The organism is uncultured Methanobrevibacter sp. (assembly GCF_902788255.1).
Taxonomy (GTDB): Archaea; Methanobacteriota; Methanobacteria; order Methanobacteriales; family Methanobacteriaceae; genus Methanocatella.
On the sequence record NZ_CADAJR010000026.1, the window covers coordinates 1 to 25082 of the forward strand.

The window sequence follows — 25082 nt, forward strand, 5'->3', positions numbered from 1 at the left end:
AGGAAGAATGGTGATGAGGTCATCAGGAATTACTATAACATGATCAAGAATGTTATAGGAGAGGATGGAATAATCTGCCGATTGGGCGGAGATAAATTCATCGGTATCTTTCCTCCGGAGAAGAAAGAAGAGATGTTTAAGATATTTAAGGGCGTTCCGATAACCTTCGGTGCAGAAGGGGAGAGACGGGTTGAGATATCTTCAGCAGCAGGCATCTACGTCCTTCCGAATACATTTGTGGCTGCAAATTCGGGAGACATTATGGATAAGATCACTATGTGCTCATCCATGGCCAAGAGGAAAAATGAAGGAACAGCCATCATTTATGACCAGACATTAAATAATCTTGATGAACGTGCAAAGTGGGTCAAGAGAAAATTCAAAAATGCACTGGAGGATGGAGAGTTCCATGCATTTTATCAGCCTAAGGTCGATATAGTCAGAAAAGAGATAATAGGTGCCGAGGCACTCTGCCGCTGGTTCCATGAAGGGCATATAATTCCGCCGATGGAATTCATACCGATCCTGGAGCAGGGCATGGAGGTCTGTGATCTGGATTTCTACATCCTTGACCGGGTGTGTGCTGACATAAGAAGATGGCTTGATGAGGGCAGAAATGTCGTTAAGATTTCTGTCAATCTCTCAAGAAAGCATCTTGTGGATGTGGATCTTCTGGAGCATATCATGACGATCATCGACAGACATGATGTACCGCATAAATATATTGAGATAGAGCTTACCGAGACTACTACGGATGTTCAGTTCAAGGATCTCAAGAGAGTAGTTGCAGGACTTCGCCGCGAGGGAGTAAGTACTGCGGTTGATGACTTCGGTATCGGATATTCTTCACTTAACCTTATCAGAGAGATCCCTTGGGATGTCCTTAAGGTTGATAAGGATTTCCTCCCTCTCGATAATGAGAATAAAACAAGCGTAACCAGCATAATGTTCAGACACGTTATCGCACTTGCTCAGGAAATGGGACTTAAATGCGTAGTCGAAGGCGTAGAGTCAGAGAAACAGCTGGATACACTTAAAGATAATAACTGTTTTATCGCTCAGGGATTTTATTTTGATAAACCGCTTCCGGTTGAGATCTTTGAGAAGAAAATGGAATCTAAGATATATGAGTAAAACCTCTGGATACATGAGGGGTTTTTATTAGCATGGAAAGACCCTTACCTACATAAATGGTGAGGGCTTTTCATTATATAGAGATAAAAAACCGTTAGTGTGGGGTAAGTTATATGACATGGGGAACAGCATTTCTTATAACAGGCGGGTGGATCGTCGGGTTCAGCCTTTTGATTATAATTTTAAGCTATCTTGATAAGGTCTTTCATTTTTATGACCATTCAGGCTGGAGTGATCTTGGACGTTTGATCATGCAGGTCATATTTCTTTTCGCTGTGCCTGTCATATGTGGTAAAATGAATGGCGTCATGGCCGCTGACATTCACCTTTTTTGCACTGTTGTGCTCGATGAAATAGCCGTAAAGGTCCATTATCGCAGGGTTGACGTATCTGATTGTAAACCTGTCAATGTCATAGTCGTATTCATACATGTTGAAGTCGCTTGAGTATGGGTTTTCATACTCCGGAGGTATCCTGAACTCCTCATATCCGACAGTTGCGGTTGTCCAGTTTGATGAGTCGACCGCACCAACAGCATTGATTAAGACAAAGAGTGCCAGAAGAAAAATCAATATCTTTCGAATCATATTCTCACCTAAATAACAATTTCAAAGTCAATCTTTCTGTTTTCCCGTCTTCTTGAATCCATGTCCACGAAATCGTATACCAATGGATTTTGGATAAGTATCTTCCATACCTCATATGTTTCTTTTATAAAATCATCCCTGAATGGAATGTGATCCTCTATTATCGGACATTTGTATGGAAATTCGGTTTCATCAAGCACCAGGTGAAAGCTGCCGTCTTTTGAGATGTGCGGAACCAGCGGAAATGTCCTGCACTGGATAGGCCTTATTGACCTGTCGCATCTTGGAGGATTTCTGCATTTTACAAGGCACACCTCCCCTTTCCATGAATGGGGAAAGTCCAGTTCGGCCGCATCTATATAATAGAGGTCAAACTCTTCTGAATCCTCATACATGAGCTCCTCGCCCGGCATCAGGAAAAGTGCAAGCTCATCGTTCGGATATTCCTCACTGTCGTATACGCAGCATATTTCTCCACATAATTTTCCACAGTCAAAATCAACCGGTGAGACCGCATCAAGTCTTTGGTATAATTTTTCAATTGACTTTTTCATTTCACTAGCGCCATCTTCCATATTTTTAAGTTTATTTGGAAATATTTAAATAATTTTTCAAAAAATTTTTAAATCCGTTAAATCGAATTAATTTTGATATAATCTAATCAGATATTGTCATATTTTATATGTACGTTTTCAAGCGGAAGTACATACGGACACGTTTGGGTTCAGGTACTGATTGGTGATACATGGGTATGTGCTGATGCAACAAGTTCAAGAAACTCTTTAGGAGAAATAGTTAATTGGAACACCAATTCATTTCACCTAAACGGTATATATGATAGTCTTCCATTCTAATTACTATTTCTTTTTTTATCATTTTTTTAGTTCCCCATCAAAAATTTTATATTGTTTGTTCAATTTAATTAATAACATTGGGGGAAAATTTTGAAAAAATCATTAATTTTGATATATTTATTTTTAATTCTAATATTTTCAGTTGTGGCGGTGAATGCCGAGGACGTAAATTCGACAGATTCAAGTATAGTAAGTTTAAATGACACTGTTGGCAATTATGATTCATTGAAATCCTGCAATTCTGATTCATTATTGAATGATGCTTCCAAAAACATGACAGAGCTTGATTCACATTCCAATGATGTATACTATAAGGGAACTTATCAGGTGAGTCTGAAGGATTCGAATTCAGGAATTGCACTTGCGAACAAGTCTGTCACTTTCAGCATTGAAGGTAAAAACTACACTGCCCTAACCGATGATTATGGTGTTGCCTGGTTGAAACTGAATTTGAATGTTGGAAGGCATACAATAACTTCCGCTTTCAGTGGCGATGATATACATGAAAACTGCACTTTGACCTCATATGTTAATGTGCTTTCCACAATCATTGCATCAGACATCACAAAATACTACAAGGCAGGCACTCAATACACAGCAACATTTCTTGACAGTCAGGGAATCCCACAGGCCAACAGGAATGTGAACATAACCCTCAACGGCAAGACATACTCAAAAAAGACCAACTCAAAGGGAGTTGTGAGCATGCCTGTAAATCTGAATCCCGGAACTTATAAGATAAAATCAACCGATCCCCTTACAGGATATAAGCTCACCACCACATTCAGGATTCTTGAGACAATTACATCATCCGATGTGCAGAAGTTCATCGGTGACGGCAAGAAGTTCACAGCCAAGTTTTATAAAAGCAACGGCAAGCCTTTGGCCAAAAAATATATCAAATTCATTCTAAAGGGAAAGACATACAAGGTCAAAACCAATGCAGACGGCAAGGCTTTTCTGTCCTTAAATAAACTTAAAAAGGGAACATATAAGATCGTCTGCTGCAACAGCGACGGATATAAAAAGACATTCAAGATTCAAATCTACAATAAGAAGGCCACCACAAAATTAACCACAAAGTTCTACACCTTCTTTGAGGACGATACAAAACAGATTGCAGTCAAGTTCAAGACAAGCATTGGAGGCCCATCCTTTTCAGGAAAAGCAATCAAGATTAACATCAACGGAGATACATACTCCAAAAAAACCGATGCCAACGGTAATGTTTTACTTGACGTCTCTGACCTTTCCAAAGGAATCTACACAGTAAGCTACAGTTATGCCGGTACAAAGTACTTCAAGCCATCCAAATCAACCAATTATGTCACAGTCCTTAATAAAACAGACACTCGCCTTAAGGTTAAAAGCACAACCAGTTTCGGATATGGTGCGGGAACAGAGTTTAAGGTTTTGCTGAGTGCAGGTGGCGTGCCTTTGGCTAAAAAAGCAGTCACATTCAAAATATGCTCCACCAAATATGTCAAAACCACAGATTGTAATGGTATTGCGACATTACCTATCAATCTTGCAATCGGCAACTATACAGTCAAATATTCCTTTGCAGGTGATTCATATGTCAATGAATCATCCGGTAGCTGCGATATTGATGTTTTCAAAAGGGACAATACTAAACTCACATGGATGAGTGGAAGTTCATTTAAGGATTCAATCCAGATATTCAAGATAAAACTGACCGATTCTGATGGAAATCCTATTGAAGGTGAAAGAGTTATCCTGAAAATTGATGGTGGAATATACTATGCAACCACATCATCAAAGGGAATAGCCACATTCAAAACAGTAGTCGCATTCGGAGGATATAAGGTTTCATTCAGGGTTGACGGAAATAACTTCTATATGCCATCATCCGCTTCAAAATCAATAAAAGTCAAGCTGTCCTCATTCGGTAATGGAGTAAACCAGAAGGCATCAGGCATATCCTCAAAGTATCTAAAATCCTCAAGTTACTGTAAGGTGGGAACAAAGGCGGTCAAGAAGCTTGTCAAGAAACTCACCAAGGGAATGAAAAATAATGAGGATAAGGCAAAGGCAATCTTCAATTACGTGCGTGACACATTAAGTTACAGATATTACTATGACACAAGATACGGTTCATCAAAAACACTGCAGTATAAGGCGGGAAACTGCGTTGACCATTCACACCTGCTGGTTGCAATGTTCAGGACAGCCGGTCTGAAGGCAAGGTATGTCCATGGAACATGCACCTTTTTAAGTGGAAATGTCTATGGACACGTTTGGACACAGGTTTATATAGGCAATCATTGGGTTTGTGGAGATGCGATAAGCTATTCCAACCAGTTGGGTAAGATACAGAACTGGAATACCAAAACCGTCAAGGTACATGCGGGATACCGCAGTCTTCCGTTCTAGTTTAACCTGTTGATGAAATCAACCATTGCATCTATACTTTTTTTCTGCTGTTCATCGTGAGTGATAGTAGCCCTGCCGTCTTTTTGCTGGTTGCCGTAATTTCCTACCTGTCCATGGTTTCCGCCGTCTATTATGATTTCGGTGAGGTTCTTGTCAATGAGATGGCGGGATTCATTGTATTTTTCAAGATTCAATATCTTGTCGTTGGATCCGTATATGGAAAGAACAGGCTTGTTGATTTCCTTTGTTGAGTATGCGCCAAAAAGTATGAGTCCGCTAACATTTCCTGAACTGTTCACGTATTCCGATGCCATGGCCCCTCCGAGGGAATGGCCTGAGAGGTAGTAATGCTCATAATTTGAATCCCTCATTATGTCGCCAGCGAGATCCTTTCCAAGGAATGCCAGATTGAATGGCATTTCAACCAGATAGCAGTCAACGCCCCTTTCGGACAGGTGGGTAAGCATCGGAAGATAGGATGTGTATTCTACTTTCGCACCAGGATAGAATATCAGTGCGGTGTCGTTTCCGGGGCCGTCCAAAAGAAGGCCGTTATCCAGTTTTGTGACAGTTACATTCCTGGTTCCGTTGAGGTATTGATTTACAGTGTCGTCTGCATGATAGTAGTCGTTTACATAGTATATTCCATATGCAAAGACTGCCAGCACTATAATTAAAATAATAACAATGATTGATTTTTTCTTCATATTTGCACCCTTATATTATTATATATATTAATCATATAAATCATCACAAGTTCGGTAATTGATGAGTCCGACACCTTTTTAGATATTGAAAAAAATCTTAAGGAAAAGTCCCGATGGCAAATATATCTTCCAGTGACGTGAGTGAAATTGTAGGCAAATGATTATTTCATTTCTTTTAAAAACTGTCAATTTGCATTGATTTTATGATTTTAGGAAAATTTTTAAACATTTTTCACAAATATCATTAAAATATCTTATTTTTCAAATAAACTAATAAAATGGAATAATATCTGTTTTATTTAGGTGAATAGTATTGTTTTTTAATTTAAAAACTTGTATATATGTATTGATTTAAAATACAGTGCTTGGAGTAGGTAGTTTATTTCTAGTTTAGTTTTTCAGCTCAATATATTAAATTACATAGTTTAATCTTTTTACTGATTGTTTAAAGTAAAAATCAATATAATGTAAAATTTTAGTAATGTATTAACCTTATTTTTTAAAATCAAACTCATTTAATAGGATTTAGCTAATAAAAAGGTTTATATAAGATATTTGCATTATATATTAGTGAGCGGGATTAAATTCCCGTAGAATATTCATTTTGTTATGGAGGTAAAATATTTTGAACAGAAAAATATTACTCACTTTGATATTTGTTCTGGTTGCTGCATTATCAGTCGGTTCAATATATGCAAGTGATGTAAACAGTACAGGTTCACATGTTTCTAGCGTTGATGATTCAGATGCTAAAATCAGCGTCGAATCACAGGATCTGCAGGCAAGTGAAGCTGTAGTTGATAACGATTCATCAGTAGATGTTTTGAAATCTGAAAATTCAAGTACTTTATCAACTAACACACAAGAAGTAAATCTTTTGGCATCTGATAATAATGCCACATCATATCTTGATGCGTCCAAGACTATCAATGCAAAAGGTACTACTAAATATTACAAGGGAAGTACAAAATACACCGCAACTTTCTTAGACTTGAACGGAACAGCATTGAACAATACAAAAGTTAAAATTGTTGTGAACGGCAAGACTTACACTAGAACAACCGACAGTAAGGGTGTAGTTTCCTTGGACATTAATCTTAAGCCTGGAACATACAAGGTTACAGCAACAAATCCTGTAACAGGTTATAGTTTGACCACCAATTTCAAGATTTTGTCTACTATTTCCGCAAAGAACATCAATAAGGTTTATACTGATGCCAGAAAATTCTCCGCTACTTTCTATAAGAGCAACGGAAAGGTATTGGCCAACAAATATATTAAATTTAAGATTAATGGGAAAACATACAAAGTTAAAACCAATAGTAAGGGAGTAGCTAGTCTTTCAGTAAAAAATCTAAAGAAAGGTACTCATAAAATTATTTCATACAACAGAGATAGTTTGACTAGAACCAACACTATAAAAGTTGTTACATCAGCTAAAACATCTTTAACTGCTAATGATTACACATTCCTTAGTAAGGATACCAAAAAAATCAAAGTCAGATTACTTAATGAATTTGGATATGCTCCTTTAAAAGGTAAAGTTATCAAATTCACTGTAAATGGTAAGACATACAGGGCAAATACCAACAAGTATGGTTATGCTACTTTGAAATTGCCTTCACTTAAAAATGGAGTATATAACGTTAAGTATAGCTTTGCAAAATATGGTTATTACAAAGCATCTAGCACAAAAGCTAAACTGACTATCATTCCAAGTAAAACTCCTACCTACACAGTTAAAAGTACAACCATTTTCGGTCATGGTGCTAAAACACCGTTCAAAGTGGCTCTATCATCAGGTAGTGTGCCTCTTGCAGGCAAAAAAATCACAATTAACGTAGATGGAAAAACATATTCCAGAACAACCAATAGTCAAGGACTTGCTGCAATAACTATAAACTTGGACATTGGTACCTATAAGATTACATATACTAACGATGCTGAATCAAAAATCAGCAAAAAGACTGAATCAACTACAATCCAAGTTGTTGAAAGGAATGCAAGTTCCATTAACTGGAAAAGTTCAACCACTTTCAACCAGGGTACCCAGACAGTTAAACTGTTAATACTTGACAGCAACGGTAAGGCCGTTTCAGGTGGAGCCGTAAAATTAAATGTTAACGGAAAGGAATATAGTGCTACAACCGATTCAAACGGATATGCAACCATAAGTGCAAGTTTCACACCTGGTAACTACAGTGTCTCATATTCATTCGAAGGAGACAACCTGAATGCTCCTTCAACAGGACAAACTGATTTGCATGTTGAAAAGCTTTCCACAGTATCTCTTGCCAATGTGATTACTGCTGCAAAAAGCTTGAAAAACTCCATTGCAAATAACAATAAGTTACCAACCACTGTTTCATGTGGCGGACTTACATTTACCGTACCTGAATTCCTATATATTATGTGTCAGGCAATTAATGAATTGGGCAATGCCAAAACAAGTGCTATCGCATTTATCACTGGTGTTGAAGATCCTACTTCACCATCCGGTGACGCAATCAGTACAACAGAGTTGTATAAATCCGGTTATCTGGCCCTCGCTAAAAACGTTGCAAACTTTATTAGTACCAACAAACAGGCACCTAATTATGCATCATCAGCTGTAGGTAACATCATCTACAATGAACTGGTCGATGCAACTGCAAGAATTTTAGCGTGGTACGGTGATAACGGCAAGGTACTTCCTAATTATGTCACAATATCCTATGGTGACGGTGGAGGAGTTTCCCCAACAGGAACCGGTATCAATGAAAAGAATACCATTAAGGACTTAACTCCATATCTTAAGTCTACAACCAATTGTCCAGTTAATAATGATGCTATTAAAAAGGTTGTTGACGGTGTAACTAAAGGTTTAACAAGTGCTTCAGCAAAAGCTAAAGCCATATTCAACTATGTAAGAGACTACATTTCATATAGTTTCTATTATGATACAAAATATGGTGCAGTCAATACCCTGAAATACAAGACAGGAAACTGTGTTGATCAGTCACACTTATTGGTTGCTATGTTTAGAACAGCTGATTTGCCTGCTAGATATGTTCACGGAACATGTAGATTCAGCAGTGGAAGTACTTATGGACATGTATGGACTCAAGTGTTAATTGACGGTAAGTGGACAGTTGCAGATGCAACAAGTTCAAGAAACTCTCTTGGAAGCGTAGCTAATTGGAATACTAAATCCTTTAATCTTCATGGGATTTACAGTAGTTTGTCATTCTAATTAACTATCCTTTTTTTCTTTTTTTTATAAATTTTACAAATATTTATATACTATTTCTTACAAACTTAAATTTAGGTACAACTAAATTTGAGGTGAAATTATGGATAGTATGGTTGAAGCTAGAAAAAACATGCACAAAAGAGATGCAAAAATCGAAGCGGACAAAAAATCAACATCAAAAAAGATTAAAAACTTCTTTTTTGGATGCTGCAAGAACAAATAATCTTATTTTTTTAAAAAAAAAGAATGAATTGATATATATCAATTCATCTATTCAGTATTGAACTTGTCAGTGGATTTTATTCCGACAAGTGAAGCAAATACCGCAAGCACACAAGCAACTGTGCATATCAGACAGATGATTTGTGATGCTTGAACGATCATCAAAGCATATTTAGGTGCAAGTTCCAGATAGCCCATCACCCATGAAAATACAAGTGTCAAAAGACCCAGGCTCATGGTCTGGCCTATTGTCCTCATTGTTGCCTGAGAAGCTGAGGCTGTAGGGGCATCCCTTGGAGGAACTGAACTCATGATTGCGTTCATGTTAGGGCTTGAGAAGAGTCCCATACCAACACCCTGAAGGACCATTGCAAGAATTACAATATAAAGCGGTGTGTCTCCTGTGAGGAATGTCAGTATTGCAAGCGCAACGGCAGCTATTCCGATACCTGTTGCCGCAAGCTTCTGCGGATGAATCTTATCAGATAATTTTCCTGCGTTTGGAGCCATTATTGCCATTATTATTGGTGTGATAATCAATATCATACCGGACATCTGTGCATCCCATCCGCGTACATACTGGAAATGGTAGTTCAGGATTGTTGTAACGACCATGATTGCCAGATAGCTGCAAAGTGCCGCAATGTTTGATGATGTGAACTTCTTGTTTTTAAACAGGTTCATGTTGAATACCGGAGACTTTTGCCTCAGCTCATATGCTCCAAATATTACTAGCAAAATAATTCCAAGAACGGTTAATAATTTACCTGGTGTTGTTATCAAACTGGTAAATCCGTAAATGAAAAACAAAATTCCTATACCATACAACATAGAACCAACTTTATCAATCTTGTCATCTTGATATGTCTTCCACTCTTTAGGTATTTTGGTGAACATGAGTATTATGCACAGTACCAGAAACGGTATCACAAAATAAAACATTGACCTCCATCCGAGGTTATGCACCAGAAATCCGCATATACAGGTGAAAGTGATGTCGCAAGATATACTCCTGTAACTGTAAAACCCAATGCCTTTCCTCTGTTTTTCGGTGAAACCGCATGCACAACCATGGCCATTGCGGATACATTCAGAAATGCGACTCCCGCACCCTGCATTATTCTGAAAACCAGAAATGATTCGGTTGAAAATGACAGGCATGCGCCGATTGAACCTATCAGAAATACCATAATTCCCGCAAGCAGTGATTTTTTTACTCCGAATTTTCCTGAAATCTGTCCTGCCGGAACGGTGAACACCGCAACGACAAGGAAAAATATTGTCGGTACCCAATTCTGTATAACATTATTCATTGCAAAGTCCTGTGCTATTGCCGGAACACCTATGATTATCCCGTTTGACAGAAAGACCGCAAAAAATGATGTTATGAACGATACGAATACTACTGTTGTCTCAAGATTTAACTTCATTTTTATCCCTCATTATTTTCAGTTAGCTTCATTCCATTAATTGCAATTTCCCTTATTCTATTTTTAAGTTCCAGTTCATCCTCTCCGATGCCGACTTCAAGTTCCCAGTTTTTTGATAATTCTCTGTATTTTGGAACCAGCTGGCGTCCCTTTTCGGTTGTATTCAATTTGTATTTTCGTCTGTTTTCAGGATCAACTTCCCTTTTGATGAATCCCCCATCCTCGAGTTTTCTTAAAACCTTTGCTATATTTCCCTTGCTCTGGCAGAACATGTTTACCAAATCCTCCTGTGAGCAGTTGGGGTTGTCATAGATATACATGATATATCTCACGTCATGGCCCAAATCAAGGTCTTTGAATTTTCTTTTCATATATTTTTGCTGATTGAGCGAGATGTTGTGAATCCATGCTATTATGGGTGAGCTGTCCATGATTGCCTGATGGCTTTTCATATTATCACCTGATATTTAATATGTTGTGATAAAAATATAAATGTTTCCTATGAAACAGTTAATAATAAAACAATTAAGTTTTTCTGCAAAGTTTAAATATTTCCTTATTTTGAGAGCCGATAGTTTTATATACTATGTTTCAATGAAAGCAATTTTTCAAAGTGAATACAATATTTTAGAGTCACTACAATTGGATTAAGCTTAAATAAGATGAATATGATACTAAATATTGAAAATAAACAATTCAGGTTCCAGCAACTATGGTCAGGAAAGATAATATTGTGCTGATGATATTGCTGCATGTCTGTATTAAAATAAACTATTGGAGTGATATTATGAAAATCCATCTGAATGTTGGGATTTATCAGACCTTTTACATCATGAGGGATATTAACTATAAGCTCAACAACCCCCTTGAAACCAGAAAGGCTTCAAGTGCGGAAATTAACCTTCGATGGAACAAGCATCAAAAGGTAAAACTATATTAAATCATTTCATAATACTATTAATTGGTGATTAAATGAATTCCAAGTTAAAAATAATGTTCGCATCACTGATACTCTTGACATTCGCAATGGGAATCGTCTCAGCAGAAGGCATAACCGACTATAATGCTCCTTTGGATTTCGATAGGGATCCTGTGACATTCACTCATGATGACTTTGAAATGAGAATGGATTCATATTCCGAATTCATCGACTATGATGACAAGTTTGAAAACAGGGACGACTATAAGGTTACAGTCAACGGAACCTTCGCACAGTACACTAACAAGCTGGAAGATAAAGTCGGCGTTTTGGAAATCCTTGAAATTAAAGGGGACAAATATCTTGTGGAATGCTCCTTTGATGAACTTCAAAATTCCAAAATCAGTGCATGTCAAAAGTATTTGGAAGAGTTCAACGACCTGAACAAATTCAAACCATTAAAAATAGAAAAAACAGAATAACAGCAATTCTGCTGTTATTTAATTAATTTTGCAATTACATATTCACCAAGATACACAAACAGTATCTCGGCCTTCTGCTCATCACCGATCATGTTTTTTATGACGCTTGCGCTTTTAACCTCGTCAATCAGGGTATATGAGCTGTTTGCAACATATCCTTTTACATCACCGCCAATGACAACGGCAACGGCATCGGGATCATGCTCGTTTTCCTCATCCTTGATGAGGCTTAGGATGTCTCCGCTTTTTGGAACATAATTATAGAAATCGCATCCTACAATATTTATGAGGGTGTCATTTGTGCTTTTAAGATAATCGATCTGTTTTTGAAATTCATCAAGCTTGTCAAATTCCTTGTATGCCTTCAGATAGTATTTGTGGGCTTCAACAAGTTCATTCATTCCCTCAAAGATTTCAGCCTTTAAAAAATAGTATTCAGAGGCGTCTTCACCTTCAGGCAATGTTTCGATTCCTGAGTCTATTAAGGTGATTGCCTTTTCATAGTCTTCGGCCGGGAAGAATGTTACCTTTGCCCAGTTGTAATAGGCCTCTGCCTTGTTTTTTAGAATTTCATTACTTCGGGTAATCTCCAATGCCTCATCAAAGGCAGCGATTGCCTTGTCAAACTCTGACATCTTATCCAGTATTGTGCCCTTGAGGTTCAGATTGTCGCTTGTATGGTCTGTTTTCAATAGCTGATTGATTTCAGAGAGTGCCTCATCGTATTTCCTTTCCCTGATTAGATGATCAATCTTCGGTGTGTCTGAAACCTTGAATGTTGCCTGTCCTGTGCCGTCAATGTTTAGATAGTCCTTCATTTTAATCAACGTATCTGCTTATTAGGTCAAATAGTTCCTTAGTCTTTCCTGTGGATGTTCCTTCTGAGATGTCTTCTGGAATCTCATATACGAATGTCGGATATCCTGCCTGTGCGATAGGCTTTGAGACAAGAACTGCGGAGGTTGACTTGTATGTCTCGTTTCCTGTAACAGGATAGTAGTTGAAATCGCTGCTTGCGCTTATCTTTTTTGCAATGTCAACTGATGCATTGTCCATTTCGGGTGTGGCCAGATAGAACCAGTCCCCGTAATCCGGATTGTGTGAATGGCTAATTACAACCGCATCTGCATCGGACTCAGTTACATGGGGGTTTACATAGTTATGTACCAGGCTTTCACCGTTGGCCCTTCCCTCAGCATAGTTTTCGGGATTTTCAGTAACGGTTACCTTGTAGTGTATGATTTTAACGTCATCGTTTCCGAACTGCCTTGCCGCTTCTATTTCAGGCTCGATTGATAATGTTTCCCTTGGATGTATGCCTGTAATCAGTGCAATTGCCTTTGTTGCATTTTCATTTCCTGAAATTCCCACCTCAACAGTGCCTATGCTTGTATTTCCCAGGGTGGTGTATTCAATATTATTGTAGTGTACGGTTTCAAATATGACAATGGATCCGATTACTATTGCCAAAACAACAATCAGTCCGATTTTAGTGTTGCGTTTCAATTTCCTCACCTTTCTTAACGATTTGGGATATATCAATTTCAATCTCTTCAGCGTTTCTTTTAAAGTGGCTTACATATTCTATGTTTCCGCTTTTGCCGGGCATTCCGGATACGTCCAAATCAATCATTGTATATTCCTTTGTCCTGAAGTAATCCCTTATGTCACATATAACATCCTCATGAACGCTCATGTCTGTTATTACACCCTTGAATTTGTGGGCGATTTCCTTTCCGCATTCAAACTGCGGCTTTATGAGAAACACAAGTTCAAAGTCATCATCTTCAAGGGATATTCGGTCGATGATGTGCTTTAGGGAGATGAAGGACACGTCGGATACGATAATGTCGATTCCATCAAACAAGCGTGAAGGGGCATCCTTGAAGTTCATCTGCTCATGGAGTTCTACCCTCTCGTCATCTCTTAGAGCCTGTGCCATCAGGTCGGTTCCAACATCAATGGCAACAACCCTTTTAGCACCGTGCTTTAGTGAGCAGTCGGTGAATCCTCCGGTTGATGATCCGATATCCATCACGCTTTTTCCTTCAAAGTCAATATTGAATGAGTCAATGGCACCGTCCAGTTTAAGCCCTGCCCTTGAAACATACTTGAGATAGTCTGTATCAATGATTTCAATTTCATCGTTGGCCTTGACCTTATAGCTGGATTTGGTAACAACTCTGTCATTGATTTTAACGTTTCCTGACTTTATCAGTTCCTTTGCCTTGGTTCTGCTTGATATGAAACCTTCTGTTACCAAATGTTTGTCCAATCTCTCCTGCATGTCTCCATCAACTCAACATATCATTGATTATAAATTTTGATTATATTTTATATATAATTTTTAACAAATTAATATTCAGTGATTATTATGGATTATGATGTCATTTATATTGGAAGTGGAAATGCCGCATGGCAAGGGGGCCGATTTTTAAGAAAAGCCGGCCTTAAGGTGTTGATAGTTGAAGAAAACCTATACGGTGGAACCTGTGCAAACAGGGGCTGCAATACAAAGGCCCTTCTGGATGCACCATATGAAATCAAGGCATTGGCGGACAACTTTGAGGGTGTCGGAAAGGGCAGTGAATTTGAGGTTGACTGGAATGCACTGATGGAGTTCAAGCGTAAAAGAATCGCAAACATGGCGCCGTTTCTGGACGGCAAGTTCAGGGAATATGACCTTGATGTGGCCCATGGCAAGGGAGTAATCATCGATGAGCATACCGTTGAGGTGGGCTCTGAAAGGTTTACAACAGATAAGATTGTAATATGTACCGGCCTGAAGCCTGTAATACCAGACATCCCAGGTAAGGAGTATCTCCATGACAGCACCGACTTTTTGGACATTGACCATTTGCCGAAACATGCAATAATCATCGGTGCAGGATTTGTGGGCATGGAGTTTGCATCAATTCTTGCAGAAGCCGGTCTTGAGGCGGATGTCATAATCAGGGGAGACATGGCACTCAAGTACTTCCACCAGCCGTATGTCCAGAAGGTAATTGAAATCCTAAAAGAAAAAAATATCCGTTTCCACTTCAACCAGACCGTAAAACAGGTCATAAATAATGTTGAAATCGATAATCCTTTAGAAAAGATAAACAATTTTGAAAATGCAATGAACACCGATTCCGAACTGAGGGATCCCGACGCCAAGGTTGACAACAGGGCATATGAAAACGGATTTACAGTGGAGTGTGAAAGCGGCTTGAGCCTCACCGGCGACTATGTCGTCGCCGCAATGGGAAGGGAGGCAAACGTTGAAGGAATAGGTCTTGAAAACGTTGGCCTTACAAGCACAAGAAGCGGAATAAAGGTTAACGGACACCTCCAGACAGATGTGCCTAACATTTATGCCTCAGGAGATGTTGCCGATACAGGAATAGCCAAGCTTGTAACCGTTGCAATACACCATTCCAAATATCTCGCAAAGGAGCTTTTGGGGGAAGCTGATGAAATCACCTATCCTGTGGTGCCTGCGGTTGCATACACAATTCCAAGAATAGCCACAGTGGGTGTGCCTGCATATGTTGCAGAAAAAAGCGATGAGTATGATGTCCATCAGATACGATATGGAAACTCATACTCCCTGGAGCTTAAAAACGACACCACCGCAGAGGCAAAGGTCATAGTCGACAAGGATCTCCAGATTGTCGGTGCAGAGATATATGCGGCCGATGCGGAAAACGTTGCAAACATGTTCGCTTTCATCATAAACAAGAAAATCACACTTGAAGAGCTTGACTACATGATTTACGCATTCCCTTCAAGCAGTTCCGTATGTTTATACAAGCTTCACAATATCCATTATGATCTGTAATGATAAAAAGGGATTATATAATAATTGCGGCACTTCTGATATTCATCGTGATTGTCAGCATGCTCATAATAGACAAGGCATTAATTAAAAATGATGAGGTCAAGGTCAATACCTCCTCACCTTATCATGTAACCCTTTCAAACTCCAGCGATGAGCCCGGAACCGTTGAGGTCATAAAAAACATCGGAAATCCAAACGGAAAAAGAATAGCATATGTGGTGGGCTTGCATCCTCTGGAGCATGAAACCCATGAGACAATGATAAAGCTACTTCCAAACATGACAGACCTCAAACACTGCTATGACTTATATATCATCAATGTAACCGAGGGCGTGGGCCATTACGGTGAAGGTTATGACGATGATAATAATCCGGGAAGGCAGAACGGACAGAACCTTGCGCACAAGTATGTTTATCCGGAAATCCTTGAGGGAGACTATGAGCTTGCCGTTGATGTACATTCCAACATTGGGGCATATGAATACAGGACATTTGTCTTCAGCCCGGTCAAGGAGGGTATGGGTGTGAAATATGCAAGTGAAGTGGAAAGTAACTGCGAAAACATAACCTACTACGCACCCGAGTCAACAACCAGCGGTCCGTATCTTACAATACCTCTTAATGAAAACGGGGTTCCAGCATTCTACTTTGAGGAGTACAGCTTTGCACCGCAGAACGTCAAGGACTCACACATGCAGGAGCTGATATCAGCTGTTGACAATTTGAATTTCGATTAAAAAGATGAATATTTATATGTCTATTGATATAAACTTTAAACAATCGTTGGTGATAACATGAAAAAATATGCGATTTTTCTTATTGTGCTGATTGCTGCCGTGTCCATATCCGCAGTTTCAAGCATAGATGCAAACCAGATCGTTGACGGACTCAATTCAACTTCAAACATCACCCAGGCACTGGATGAGTGTAAGCTTCAAAACAAGACCCTGTGCATATACTTCGAACAGGACAGCTGCTATTACTGTGACTTGTTCAAGTCAGATGTTCTCTCAAACAGGGATGTGCAAAAGGAGCTGAATGACCGCTTTGTCTTTACAAACATTGACATAAACAAATATCCTCAACTTGCAGGACAGTTAAGGGTTGTCGGAACACCTACCGTAGTCTTTTTGGATTCCAACAGCACTGAAATTCAAAGGGTTGACGGATATGTTCCGGGTGACGAGTTCATGAAAACTCTTAAGGAGATTTAAATGGAAGTTCTTCCCTTAATCTCTTTTACAACAGGGGTAATATCAATATTGTCTCCCTGCATTCTTCCTATTCTACCTATTTTTGTAAGCGTCAGCCTCAAATCCAAATCCAAAAGGGAACTGTTTTCCTTCATTGGCGGACTTCTCACCATCTTCATAGTAATCATATTCCTTACCGGATTTTTCACATCAATCCTATACGCATACATCACTCCGATAAGGATTATATCTGCATTCATATTGCTCATAATAGGCATATTGATGCTTTTTGACTACCAATTCACATTTAAAACAATAAATCCCAATAAGAACACCTCCTCATACATGATGGGCGTTTTGACTTCAGTTGCATGGGCACCATGCTACAGCGGATACCTGATATCATTAATCACATTGCTGATCAGTTCAAATGATCCGGCATATGCTGTTTTAAATATAATAATCTATTCCTTAGGCTTTGCCCTGACATTGCTTGTTTTAAGCTATTTCATTTCAAGAATAAATCTTGAAAGACTTATTTCCAGGACAAAATATGTGCCGAAAATCTTTGCCGGACTTGTCATTATGGGTGCGCTATACCTGCTGTTTGAATCACTTAAGGCAATCTTATAAAACTCAACATTTAATAGATAACTATAACAAAATTCACGGTCCTAATCCTAATGTAATCATTGCTTCATTATGGGAACGCATGACCATTGATGACATTATTCAAATGGAACAGCAGAACCAATAGCTCTTTTTTTATAAATTTTAATGTTTGAAGTGTTTTGCACTTCACAATATTTTTTCTCATTTTCTCATTTTTAACTATTTTTAAAAAAGTTTTTTATAGCCAAGATACAAATATTATACATATTTAATTGGTTGGAAATCTTATGAATATTGAAAAGTTGATTGGTAACACACCAATGATAAGGATTAATTACGAATATGAAGGTAAAGTAAGTAGCATTTACACTAAACTTGAATACTACAATTACACCGGAAGCATTAAAGATAGGATTGCATATTACATTATCAAAAAATCACGTGAAGAAGGAATCTTAACTGACGGGCAGCCTATCGTGGAGGTTACAAGCGGAAATACCGGAATCGCATTCAGTGCAATCGGCACACTCTTCGGCCATGATGTCCATATATTCATGCCGGACTGGGTTTCTCTGGAAAGAAGAAACCTTATAGAGATGTACGGTGCACATGTGCATCTTGTCTCAAAAGAGGAAGGCGGATTTAAAAGGGCACTGGAGCTTGCCGAGGAGTTTGCAATTGAACATGACGCATTCAGACCGCTTCAGTTTGACAATAAATACAATCCCGAAGCGCAATACCTCACCACCGGAAATGAAATAATCGAGGCGGTTCCTGATGTGAACGCATTCGTCTCAGGCATAGGTACCGGAGGAACACTGATAGGTATCGGAAGAAGATTAAAAGACAATGACCCATCCTCAAAGGTCTTTGCTCTTGAACCGTCCACACTCTCCATCCTTAAGATGGGCATGGAAGAGGGAAGCCACATGATTGAGGGAATAGGCGATGACTTTATTCCGGGCATTGTTGATGAGGATTTGATAGATGACATTGTCCTTATTGAGGACTGTGATGCAATCAACATGTCAAAAAGGATAGCCAAGGAATTCGGTTTGGGAATCGGAATTTCAAGCGGAGCGAACTTCCTTGCGGCAGTCCTGATGGACAGTGACGATTTAAAGATGGCTACCGTTTTTGCAGACGACAACAAGAAATACATTACAACAAAACTGTCCGAGGAGATTGACGACAATCCCGATTTGATCTCCAATCATATTAAGCTTTTGGGCTTTGAAGTAATTTAAGTTAAATAGGTTATATTATGAAAGATACAAAAATACTCACAATCCAGGACATTTCATGTTTTGGACAATGTTCAATTACAGTAGCACTGCCTATGATTTCAGCATTCGGAATAGAAACTGCAATTCTTCCTTCAGCAATCCTTTCAACACATACGTCAGGTTTCACTGATTTTACAGTAAGGGACCTTACAGAAGATTTACCATCCATCAGAAGGCATTGGGAAAAGGAAGGAATTGATTTCGATGCAATTTATACTGGTTTTATCGCCTCTGCAGAACAGCTAGGCTATATAAAAGACATCATAGATTCAAGATTAAGGTCCGACGGACTCGTATTCGTTGATCCCGCCATGGCAGACAACGGCGAATTTTACAGTGTATTCGACCAGGAGTTTGCAGATAGGATGGGGGAGCTTTGCAAGTTAGGGGATTTTATTCTACCGAACACTACAGAAGCATGCTTTTTACTCCATAAGCCATGGAAACCTCACTTTTCAAAGGAGGAAATGCTGGAAATGGCACATGAGCTTGCCGATTTCACCAAAAGGTATGTGATTCTTAAGGGATATGAGAGTAAAAACCATGAAATGGGAATGATCATTCTTGACAAAATAGAGTCAACAGTCGAGATAGTCTATAATGACAAGGTGGATTACATGTCACATGGAACAGGCGATGTTTTTGCATCCGCATTTGTTGGATCTGTAATGGTCGGCAAGTCACCGTCCCAGGCCGCAAAGATTGCCGGGGAGTTTACCAAAAAGGCTATTGAAAGGACAATGGGTGATGAGACTCATACTTATGGAGTGAAGTTCGAACAGGTCATTCCTGAACTTTACGACTTATTGAAACTTTAAAAAAAGAAAAAAAATAATTCTCTAAATGTCTAGAGAATTTTAACTTTTGTTTTTATTGTATCCTTCAGATAACTGATTTTTACCGTGTTTTTTCCCTTCTGAACTTGTTTTTCTTGAGGGTCAGTTTTGCAATTCCCTTCTTGTTGGTTTTCGTCTGTCTTGTAGGTGTATTTCTTGCTGTTGATATATACGGAAACGCTTTTGGATGCAGTTTCTGCCTTTCCGTCATCGCCTATTATCTTTGCGGTGTATTTCTTGTTGCTGTTATAGTAGACGTTCATGTTTCTGGTGTTCTGGACACGTTTTACAATCTTTAATGTTTTTGCAGTGCTTTGGTTTGTGAGAGGTGTTGAGATGCCTACCTTATATGTACCGACATTCAACCCGACTTTGAGCATTGCCATACCGTCACCATCTGCCATGGCATAATATTCATTTTGTCCTACAGTAAATTTAACCAATTTATTTGAAATGCCATTTCCTTTATCATCCATTAATTTTATTTGATATTCATTGCCACTATTAAATCCGCGAGTCATGTCATATGCATCAAGCACAACAGTTTTAACATGAAATTTTATCGTTATACATATTAAAAATAATCTCTTTTTCAAAAATTCCTAAATGTTAAAATACTATCATTTATAAAATTATTATTAATGTTTAATGAAAACGGTCAAGATAAATTTTCCCTCAAATACCGTGAAGAGGTGCCTGAAGGCTATGATATATCTGAAATGCAGTTTACCTTCGATTTCATCTATCTGGTTTTCAAGTGCGATTCGGATATTGACAGTGCAATTAAAAGAGTCTCTGGGGAATATGATTTATCTGAAAGTTATCTAAAAAAGTTTCTTATTGAAAACAAGTTTATACTAAATAAGATTAACAAGATCGAATTTTCAAAACGACTTAAAAAGTACAATACCAAATCCCTAAAAAAGATTTTAAAAAAGCATCACCTTAAGACCTCCGGAAAAAGAAGCCAAATTGAGCAAAGGATTTTCAGGAACAATCTTTTAGGCGACGATTATCATCTATCTTCAAAATCCCGAGTTTTCTATAAAAACAAGAAAAGAAGAATGGACATATTCGCAGATTATCTAACAGACTATTATTATTTCAATGAATTCAATGATTTCTATATGCAAAACTACAGAAAGAAGAGAGCCAAAATACCTGTTGAGTATATCAAAAGACATATAGACAAGGCAACTGACGACAGGGACCATGAAAGATTCATATCCAACACCCAGATAATGGCTGACCATTTCCTCATTAGGGATAACTATAAGGAAATGCTGGAGCATGTACTGAAGATTTTCTGCATGAACCTAAATCCGGTATGGAAAATTGACGACTTGAAAAACCATGTTGCCATAAGCCGCAACACCCATGACAATCTTAATTTGCTTGAAGAAAAAATCGGTAAAAACAGGATCATTTCAGCCTACTATGTTATTTGGGATTCATTCAACTTTGAAAAGATAATCGTGCCGAAATATGAAGGCTACAGATGTCTCAAGGACATGCTGAATCAGAAGGATTATCTGAGGATTAACCAGAAACTGGATGAGAAGTTCTACGGAAATCAGGATTTGAAGATTAAAAAGATTACGCAAAAGACACTGTTCGATTTTTAAAAAGTGAGGAAGGTTTATGAAATCAGTTGTTAATGAGGATATATGTGTTTCTTGCGGATGCTGCATTAAAGTTTGTCCGAAGGATGCAATCGATATAAAAAAGGGGATGTATGCACATGTAAATCCCGATTTATGTATAGAATGCGGAAAATGTGTTCGTGAATGTCCCGCATCAATCATTGAAGGGGAATTTTCAAGAAGGGACAATAAGGTTCGCTTTAAAAACTGGTATGACTACCTGTGGATTTTTACAATCGTTTATTTCAGCCTCGGATTTTTCAACATAATATTTGCATGGCTGGGCATGATCTGTTTTATAGTTCCGTTGTTGTTTGCAGTATTCAAGACAGACAAGGGATTCTGCAACCGCTACTGTGACAGGGGTCAGCTTTTGGGATTGCTCGGAGGACGCTTAGGTCTTTCCAGAAAAAGGGACGCTCCAAAATGGATGTATTCAAAGGCATTCCGTTATGGATTTCTGATATTCTTCTTTGCAATGTTTTTTGTGATGCTGTGGAATACATATCTCGTATTTGCAGGAACAAAAGGTCTTTCACAGGCAGTGACACTATTGTGGACTTTCAATGTTCCATGGAACTGGGCATATCACGGAAATGTTATTGCCCCATGGGTTTCACAGTATGCATTCGGTTTCTACAGCGTGATGCTTACATCAACAATACTGGGACTTTTGACCATGGTCCTCTTCAAGCCTAGGTCATGGTGTGTGTACTGTCCTATGGGAACAATGACCCAGGCAATCTGTAAGGTTAAAACAAGATTTCAGAGATAAGATTTAAAGGTTTTGATAATATGAACATTTTGATATCAAATGATGACGGTGTTTTTGCACCTGGAATACTTGCGGCAAAACAGGCCGTTGAGGATATAGCAAACGTCACCGTTGTGGCACCAAACGAAAACAACAGCAGTGTAGGTCGCCGCCTTACTCTCTTCAAGCACCTGAAGCTTGAGGAATGTGAGCTTGAGGATGGAAGTCCTGCATATTCACTTGCCGGAAGTCCTGCCGACAGCGTTGTTGTCGGTGCAAATTACGTGATGGACGCCAAGCCCGATTTGGTGATAAGCGGAATAAATCAGGGAGTAAACATCAGCAGCGACATCACATCATCAGGTACGGTTTGTGCCGCACTTGAAGCCGTCAGCATTGGCATTCCGGCAATTGCAGTTTCACTGTTTATGGATCCTGAAACATCATACAAACAGGATGAGAACGGTGAATGGTATGTCGATTATGACTTTGAGCTTACAAAAAAGGTTTTGCATGACCTTGTATCCAAGATAATTGAAAAGGGATTTCCCGAAGGGGTCGATTTATTCAATCTTAATGTTCCGTCAAACTATGAATCAGAAGAGGTGATGGTCACCCATCTTTCTCACAAGATGCTTGACAAGAAAGTCATTGATGAAACCGATAAGGAAAAAGAAAAGATTTTCAACTATCCCCTGGAGGACGGTCAGGACAGTGACGGCCTTATTATGATTACACCTGATTTGGTGAAGGATTATGATGACGGAAGTGACGGTTATGCGCTTCTTGTTGAAAAAAGACCAAGCCTCACCCCGCTCAATGTCGACATGACATCTCACGGACTCGACAACTGGTAGCTATTGATTTTCCTTCATGGTCTGGAACTGTTCGTCACGGTTTTTTAGCTTCAAGGAGAACATGAAACCTATGAAAGCAACTACGGCAGATAGGATAAGACTGACCTTGAAACCAAGTATTCCTGAAAATGATGCTATAATACCACCCATCAGGGCTCCGCCAATCAACTGTCCCACACTTGATAGCATGTTTACTATTGCCTGACCGGCGCCCCTTTCAAATGGCCGGGTTTCACACAACACGATATATCTCAAAGGTGCACCGATTATTGTTGCAAGGCCTATTCCAACCAAAAAGCTTGAAATTACAAACAGAATCAAATGATTAGGATATATTGAGATTATTATCAATCCTACTGCAAGCATTACAGTTCCGGCAATCATGATTTTACGTGACCCTACAGAGTCCAGTATCCTTCCAAGTATAGGTGCTGCAAATGCATTTGAACCCAATATCGGTATCAGAAGCAGACTGGCCATCTGGTCATTGAAACCCATTGAAAGAATCACAAGTGAAGGTATGAAAATCACCGCTGAATATACAAGACCGTATGTCAGTGTTTCCATGCATGCAATGGCCATTTCTCTATTTTTCAAAAGATGCAGTGCCACAATGGAGTCCTTGGCGTTTTTTTCTATTCTAACAAATATCGGTATTAAAACTATAAACATTATCAGGAAGGGTGCCACTTTAACTGACAGCAGACTGCTAATGAAATTACTTGAATCGATCTGATTGAGCCCGTATGCCAGAAATACTGACAGCAATGTCAAAACGGCAATGCCCAAATAATCAATTTTTAACTTTCGGTTGTTCTGAGAGTCGGGAAGAATGTAATATGCATATACTATCAGAAATATTGCAATTGGAATGTTGATGGTAAAGCACCATTGCCATCCGTAGGGAATGAGAGCCGCTCCAACCAGCGGACCTCCCAAAGCGGATATTCCAAATACGCTTCCAAGAATTCCCAATGCCTTTCCCCTTTCTTCAATAGGAAAATGGTCTCCTATGAATGCTGCACCTACAGGAAATATTCCTCCAGAACCTATTCCCTGTATTATCCTTCCAAAAAATATCCATTCGATACCTGTTGAAAATGCAATCATGCAGGACCCCAGGCCAAATAGTATCACATCGCCAATGAAAATCCATTTTCTTCCGTAGAAGTCTGAAAATTTCGCCATTATCGGAGAACCGATCATGAAAAATATTACGAAAAGTGTGAATATCCAACTGGATTCCCTGCTTGTAATATGGAAAGTGTGTTCTATTGACGGAAGGACCGGACCGATGATTCCAGTGTCAAGGGAGCCCATGAATGCTCCAATTAAGAATAGAAGAAGTATCAAGTTACGAGTTTTTGTGTCTAGTGTTTTTGCCTGCATAGTTATTCAGTCTTAATGTTTTAATTGAATTTATTTTGTCTCCTAAATTATTTAAAATTATCAAGACATTTCGCATTTTGGTGAATATAACCTTCCTCAAGACAAAACATGAACTATTAGAATAATTAATTTTAGGATATTTTATTTTATAGTTTAAATCAATAAGTAGTAGAATAAATAATCGTATATTTAATTTAATCAATACATTTAAATATAACCTAAAACAGATATTATATTAGACACATGTAGTTCTATTTTTTTTAAAAAAAGTGTCCAACCATCAAAGAGGTATATATAATGTCTGAAGATATGAAAGTTAAAAACAATACTGAAAAAGAAAAATTGCCGTTTGCCAAAAATGAGGTCTACCGTCTCATGAGAGAAAATCTCGACTCCGACAAAATGATAAGGGACCAGGTAAAAGTTGAAATGAACAAGTTTTTAGGTGAAATCCTTAAAAACGTGTGCAGACAGCTAAACGAATATCCATACACAACCATCGAATATGAAATGCTCAAGGAATGCATCTACCCATACACCAACATCGAAAGAATCAACGAGGAAAAGGAAAGGATACTTCTCCATTTAAATGCAATCAAGGCTGATTGTGATGCACTGGCAATGGATGTTCAAAAGACATTGAAAATGAAAGATACAAGAGAAGAAGAAAAATTCATTGACTTTACAGCTAAAAATGAAGATGAAAAAGATGAATAATCTTTTTCTAT

The 25082-nt window shown here is 38.5% G+C and carries 26 protein-coding genes and 1 pseudogene; 17 read left to right on the forward strand and 10 right to left on the reverse strand.

Translation table 11 applies throughout. The features are described from left to right. Nucleotides 1-1134, forward strand: a 1134-nt coding sequence (locus QZV03_RS08010; RefSeq protein ID WP_296875672.1) for a GGDEF domain-containing phosphodiesterase, incomplete at its 5' end; no start/stop codon positions are given. A gap of 221 nt (nt 1135-1355) precedes the next feature. Here the strand turns inward: QZV03_RS08010 and QZV03_RS08015 are convergent. Next, nucleotides 1356-1721 carry a hypothetical protein gene (locus QZV03_RS08015; RefSeq protein WP_296875674.1) on the reverse strand — a complete coding sequence of 122 codons (366 nt, stop codon included), beginning with the start codon at nt 1719-1721 and terminating at the stop codon, nt 1356-1358. 8 nt (nt 1722-1729) lie between these two features. After that, entirely contained in the window at nt 1730-2296 is a 567-nt protein-coding gene (locus QZV03_RS08020) for a hypothetical protein (RefSeq protein WP_296875676.1), read from the reverse strand. A 93-nt stretch (nt 2297-2389) separates the two neighbouring features. On the opposite strand from QZV03_RS08020, the gene QZV03_RS08025 reads away from it, so the two are divergent. Beyond that, nucleotides 2390-2575: a hypothetical protein gene (locus QZV03_RS08025; RefSeq protein ID WP_296875678.1), complete on the forward strand. Its 186-nt coding sequence runs from the start codon at nt 2390-2392 to the stop codon at nt 2573-2575. A 90-nt stretch (nt 2576-2665) separates the two neighbouring features. After that, nucleotides 2666-4969 (forward strand): transglutaminase domain-containing protein, encoded by a 2304-nt coding sequence (locus QZV03_RS08030; protein ID WP_296875680.1) that lies wholly within the window; start codon nt 2666-2668, stop codon nt 4967-4969. Here the strand turns inward: QZV03_RS08030 and QZV03_RS08035 are convergent. After that, entirely contained in the window at nt 4966-5676 is a 711-nt protein-coding gene (locus QZV03_RS08035; protein WP_296875683.1) for an alpha/beta hydrolase, read from the reverse strand. The genes QZV03_RS08030 and QZV03_RS08035 overlap by 4 nt on opposite strands. Before the next feature lie 625 nt (nt 5677-6301). Here QZV03_RS08035 and QZV03_RS08040 point away from each other — a divergent pair. Together QZV03_RS08040 and QZV03_RS08045 are read left to right on the forward strand one after the other, a co-directional pair. Next, on the forward strand, nt 6302-8908 hold the full coding sequence (locus QZV03_RS08040; RefSeq protein ID WP_296875685.1) for a transglutaminase domain-containing protein: 2607 nt from the start codon (nt 6302-6304) through the stop codon (nt 8906-8908). Between the two features lie 100 nt (nt 8909-9008). After that, nucleotides 9009-9131: a hypothetical protein gene (locus QZV03_RS08045; protein WP_296875687.1), complete on the forward strand. Its 123-nt coding sequence runs from the start codon at nt 9009-9011 to the stop codon at nt 9129-9131. A gap of 47 nt (nt 9132-9178) precedes the next feature. Here the strand turns inward: QZV03_RS08045 and QZV03_RS11290 are convergent. Together QZV03_RS11290 and QZV03_RS08060 are read right to left on the reverse strand one after the other, a co-directional pair. Continuing rightward, nucleotides 9179-10560, reverse strand: a pseudogene (locus QZV03_RS11290) (MFS transporter). Between the two features lie 2 nt (nt 10561-10562). Beyond that, nucleotides 10563-11012, reverse strand: coding sequence for a MarR family winged helix-turn-helix transcriptional regulator (locus QZV03_RS08060; protein WP_296875692.1), 450 nt, complete (start codon nt 11010-11012; stop codon nt 10563-10565). 335 nt (nt 11013-11347) lie between these two features. Here QZV03_RS08060 and QZV03_RS08065 point away from each other — a divergent pair, with 335 nt between their 5' ends. Both QZV03_RS08065 and QZV03_RS08070 read left to right on the forward strand, forming a co-directional pair. After that, a complete protein-coding gene (locus QZV03_RS08065) occupies nt 11348-11500 on the forward strand; it encodes a hypothetical protein (RefSeq protein ID WP_296875694.1) in 153 nt (50 codons plus the stop codon). 32 nt (nt 11501-11532) lie between these two features. Then, nucleotides 11533-11961 carry a hypothetical protein gene (locus QZV03_RS08070; RefSeq protein ID WP_296875697.1) on the forward strand — a complete coding sequence of 143 codons (429 nt, stop codon included), beginning with the start codon at nt 11533-11535 and terminating at the stop codon, nt 11959-11961. A 14-nt stretch (nt 11962-11975) separates the two neighbouring features. Here QZV03_RS08070 and QZV03_RS08075 read toward each other — a convergent pair whose 3' ends face one another. The 3 genes from QZV03_RS08075 to QZV03_RS08085 are packed head-to-tail and all read right to left on the reverse strand — an operon-like array spanning nt 11976 to nt 14248. After that, a complete protein-coding gene (locus QZV03_RS08075; RefSeq protein ID WP_296875699.1) occupies nt 11976-12788 on the reverse strand; it encodes a hypothetical protein in 813 nt (270 codons plus the stop codon). Beyond that, the gene (locus tag QZV03_RS08080) at nt 12781-13467 is read right to left on the reverse strand and encodes a hypothetical protein (RefSeq protein ID WP_296875701.1); all 687 of its coding nucleotides are present in this window, start codon (nt 13465-13467) and stop codon (nt 12781-12783) included. The genes QZV03_RS08075 and QZV03_RS08080 overlap by 8 nt, the downstream gene beginning before the upstream one ends. Beyond that, nucleotides 13451-14248 carry a TlyA family RNA methyltransferase gene (locus QZV03_RS08085; protein ID WP_296875703.1) on the reverse strand — a complete coding sequence of 266 codons (798 nt, stop codon included), beginning with the start codon at nt 14246-14248 and terminating at the stop codon, nt 13451-13453. The genes QZV03_RS08080 and QZV03_RS08085 overlap by 17 nt, the downstream gene beginning before the upstream one ends. An 87-nt stretch (nt 14249-14335) precedes the next feature. Between QZV03_RS08085 and QZV03_RS08090 the strand changes: the two genes are divergently transcribed. From QZV03_RS08090 to QZV03_RS08115, 6 genes are all read left to right on the forward strand, one after another. Continuing rightward, entirely contained in the window at nt 14336-15784 is a 1449-nt protein-coding gene (locus QZV03_RS08090) for an NAD(P)/FAD-dependent oxidoreductase (protein ID WP_296875704.1), read from the forward strand. Beyond that, entirely contained in the window at nt 15784-16521 is a 738-nt protein-coding gene (locus tag QZV03_RS08095) for a hypothetical protein (protein ID WP_296875706.1), read from the forward strand. The genes QZV03_RS08090 and QZV03_RS08095 overlap by 1 nt, the downstream gene beginning before the upstream one ends. Before the next feature lie 57 nt (nt 16522-16578). Next, a complete protein-coding gene (locus QZV03_RS08100) occupies nt 16579-16998 on the forward strand; it encodes a thioredoxin fold domain-containing protein (protein WP_296875708.1) in 420 nt (139 codons plus the stop codon). After that, a complete protein-coding gene (locus QZV03_RS08105) occupies nt 16999-17610 on the forward strand; it encodes a cytochrome c biogenesis CcdA family protein (protein WP_296875710.1) in 612 nt (203 codons plus the stop codon). 266 nt (nt 17611-17876) lie between these two features. Beyond that, nucleotides 17877-18836 carry a PLP-dependent cysteine synthase family protein gene (locus QZV03_RS08110; RefSeq protein ID WP_296875712.1) on the forward strand — a complete coding sequence of 320 codons (960 nt, stop codon included), beginning with the start codon at nt 17877-17879 and terminating at the stop codon, nt 18834-18836. Between the two features lie 17 nt (nt 18837-18853). Next, a complete protein-coding gene (locus QZV03_RS08115) occupies nt 18854-19693 on the forward strand; it encodes a pyridoxamine kinase (RefSeq protein ID WP_296875714.1) in 840 nt (279 codons plus the stop codon). A gap of 29 nt (nt 19694-19722) precedes the next feature. On the opposite strand, the gene QZV03_RS08120 is transcribed toward QZV03_RS08115, so the two are convergent. Beyond that, a complete protein-coding gene (locus QZV03_RS08120) occupies nt 19723-20187 on the reverse strand; it encodes a hypothetical protein (RefSeq protein WP_296875716.1) in 465 nt (154 codons plus the stop codon). Between the two features lie 165 nt (nt 20188-20352). Between QZV03_RS08120 and QZV03_RS08125 the strand changes: the two genes are divergently transcribed. Genes QZV03_RS08125 through surE form a run of 3 tightly spaced genes read left to right on the forward strand, consistent with a single transcriptional unit; the run spans nt 20353 to nt 22965 of the window. Next, nucleotides 20353-21336, forward strand: a complete 984-nt coding sequence (locus tag QZV03_RS08125; RefSeq protein WP_296875718.1) for a hypothetical protein — start codon at nt 20353-20355, stop codon at nt 21334-21336. Nucleotides 21337-21352: 16 nt separating this feature from the next. Then, the gene (locus QZV03_RS08130; protein WP_296875719.1) at nt 21353-22129 is read left to right on the forward strand and encodes a 4Fe-4S binding protein; all 777 of its coding nucleotides are present in this window, start codon (nt 21353-21355) and stop codon (nt 22127-22129) included. A gap of 20 nt (nt 22130-22149) precedes the next feature. Then, complete coding sequence (surE, locus tag QZV03_RS08135; protein WP_296875721.1) at nt 22150-22965, forward strand: 5'/3'-nucleotidase SurE; 816 nt, start codon at nt 22150-22152, stop codon at nt 22963-22965. Here the strand turns inward: surE and QZV03_RS08140 are convergent, their stop codons facing one another. Next, nucleotides 22966-24354, reverse strand: a complete 1389-nt coding sequence (locus QZV03_RS08140) for an MFS transporter (RefSeq protein ID WP_296875723.1) — start codon at nt 24352-24354, stop codon at nt 22966-22968. It lies immediately after the preceding gene. Between the two features lie 297 nt (nt 24355-24651). Between QZV03_RS08140 and QZV03_RS08145 the strand changes: the two genes are divergently transcribed. Continuing rightward, a complete protein-coding gene (locus tag QZV03_RS08145) occupies nt 24652-25071 on the forward strand; it encodes a hypothetical protein (protein WP_296875724.1) in 420 nt (139 codons plus the stop codon). The last annotated feature ends 11 nt before the right edge of the window (nt 25072-25082 follow it).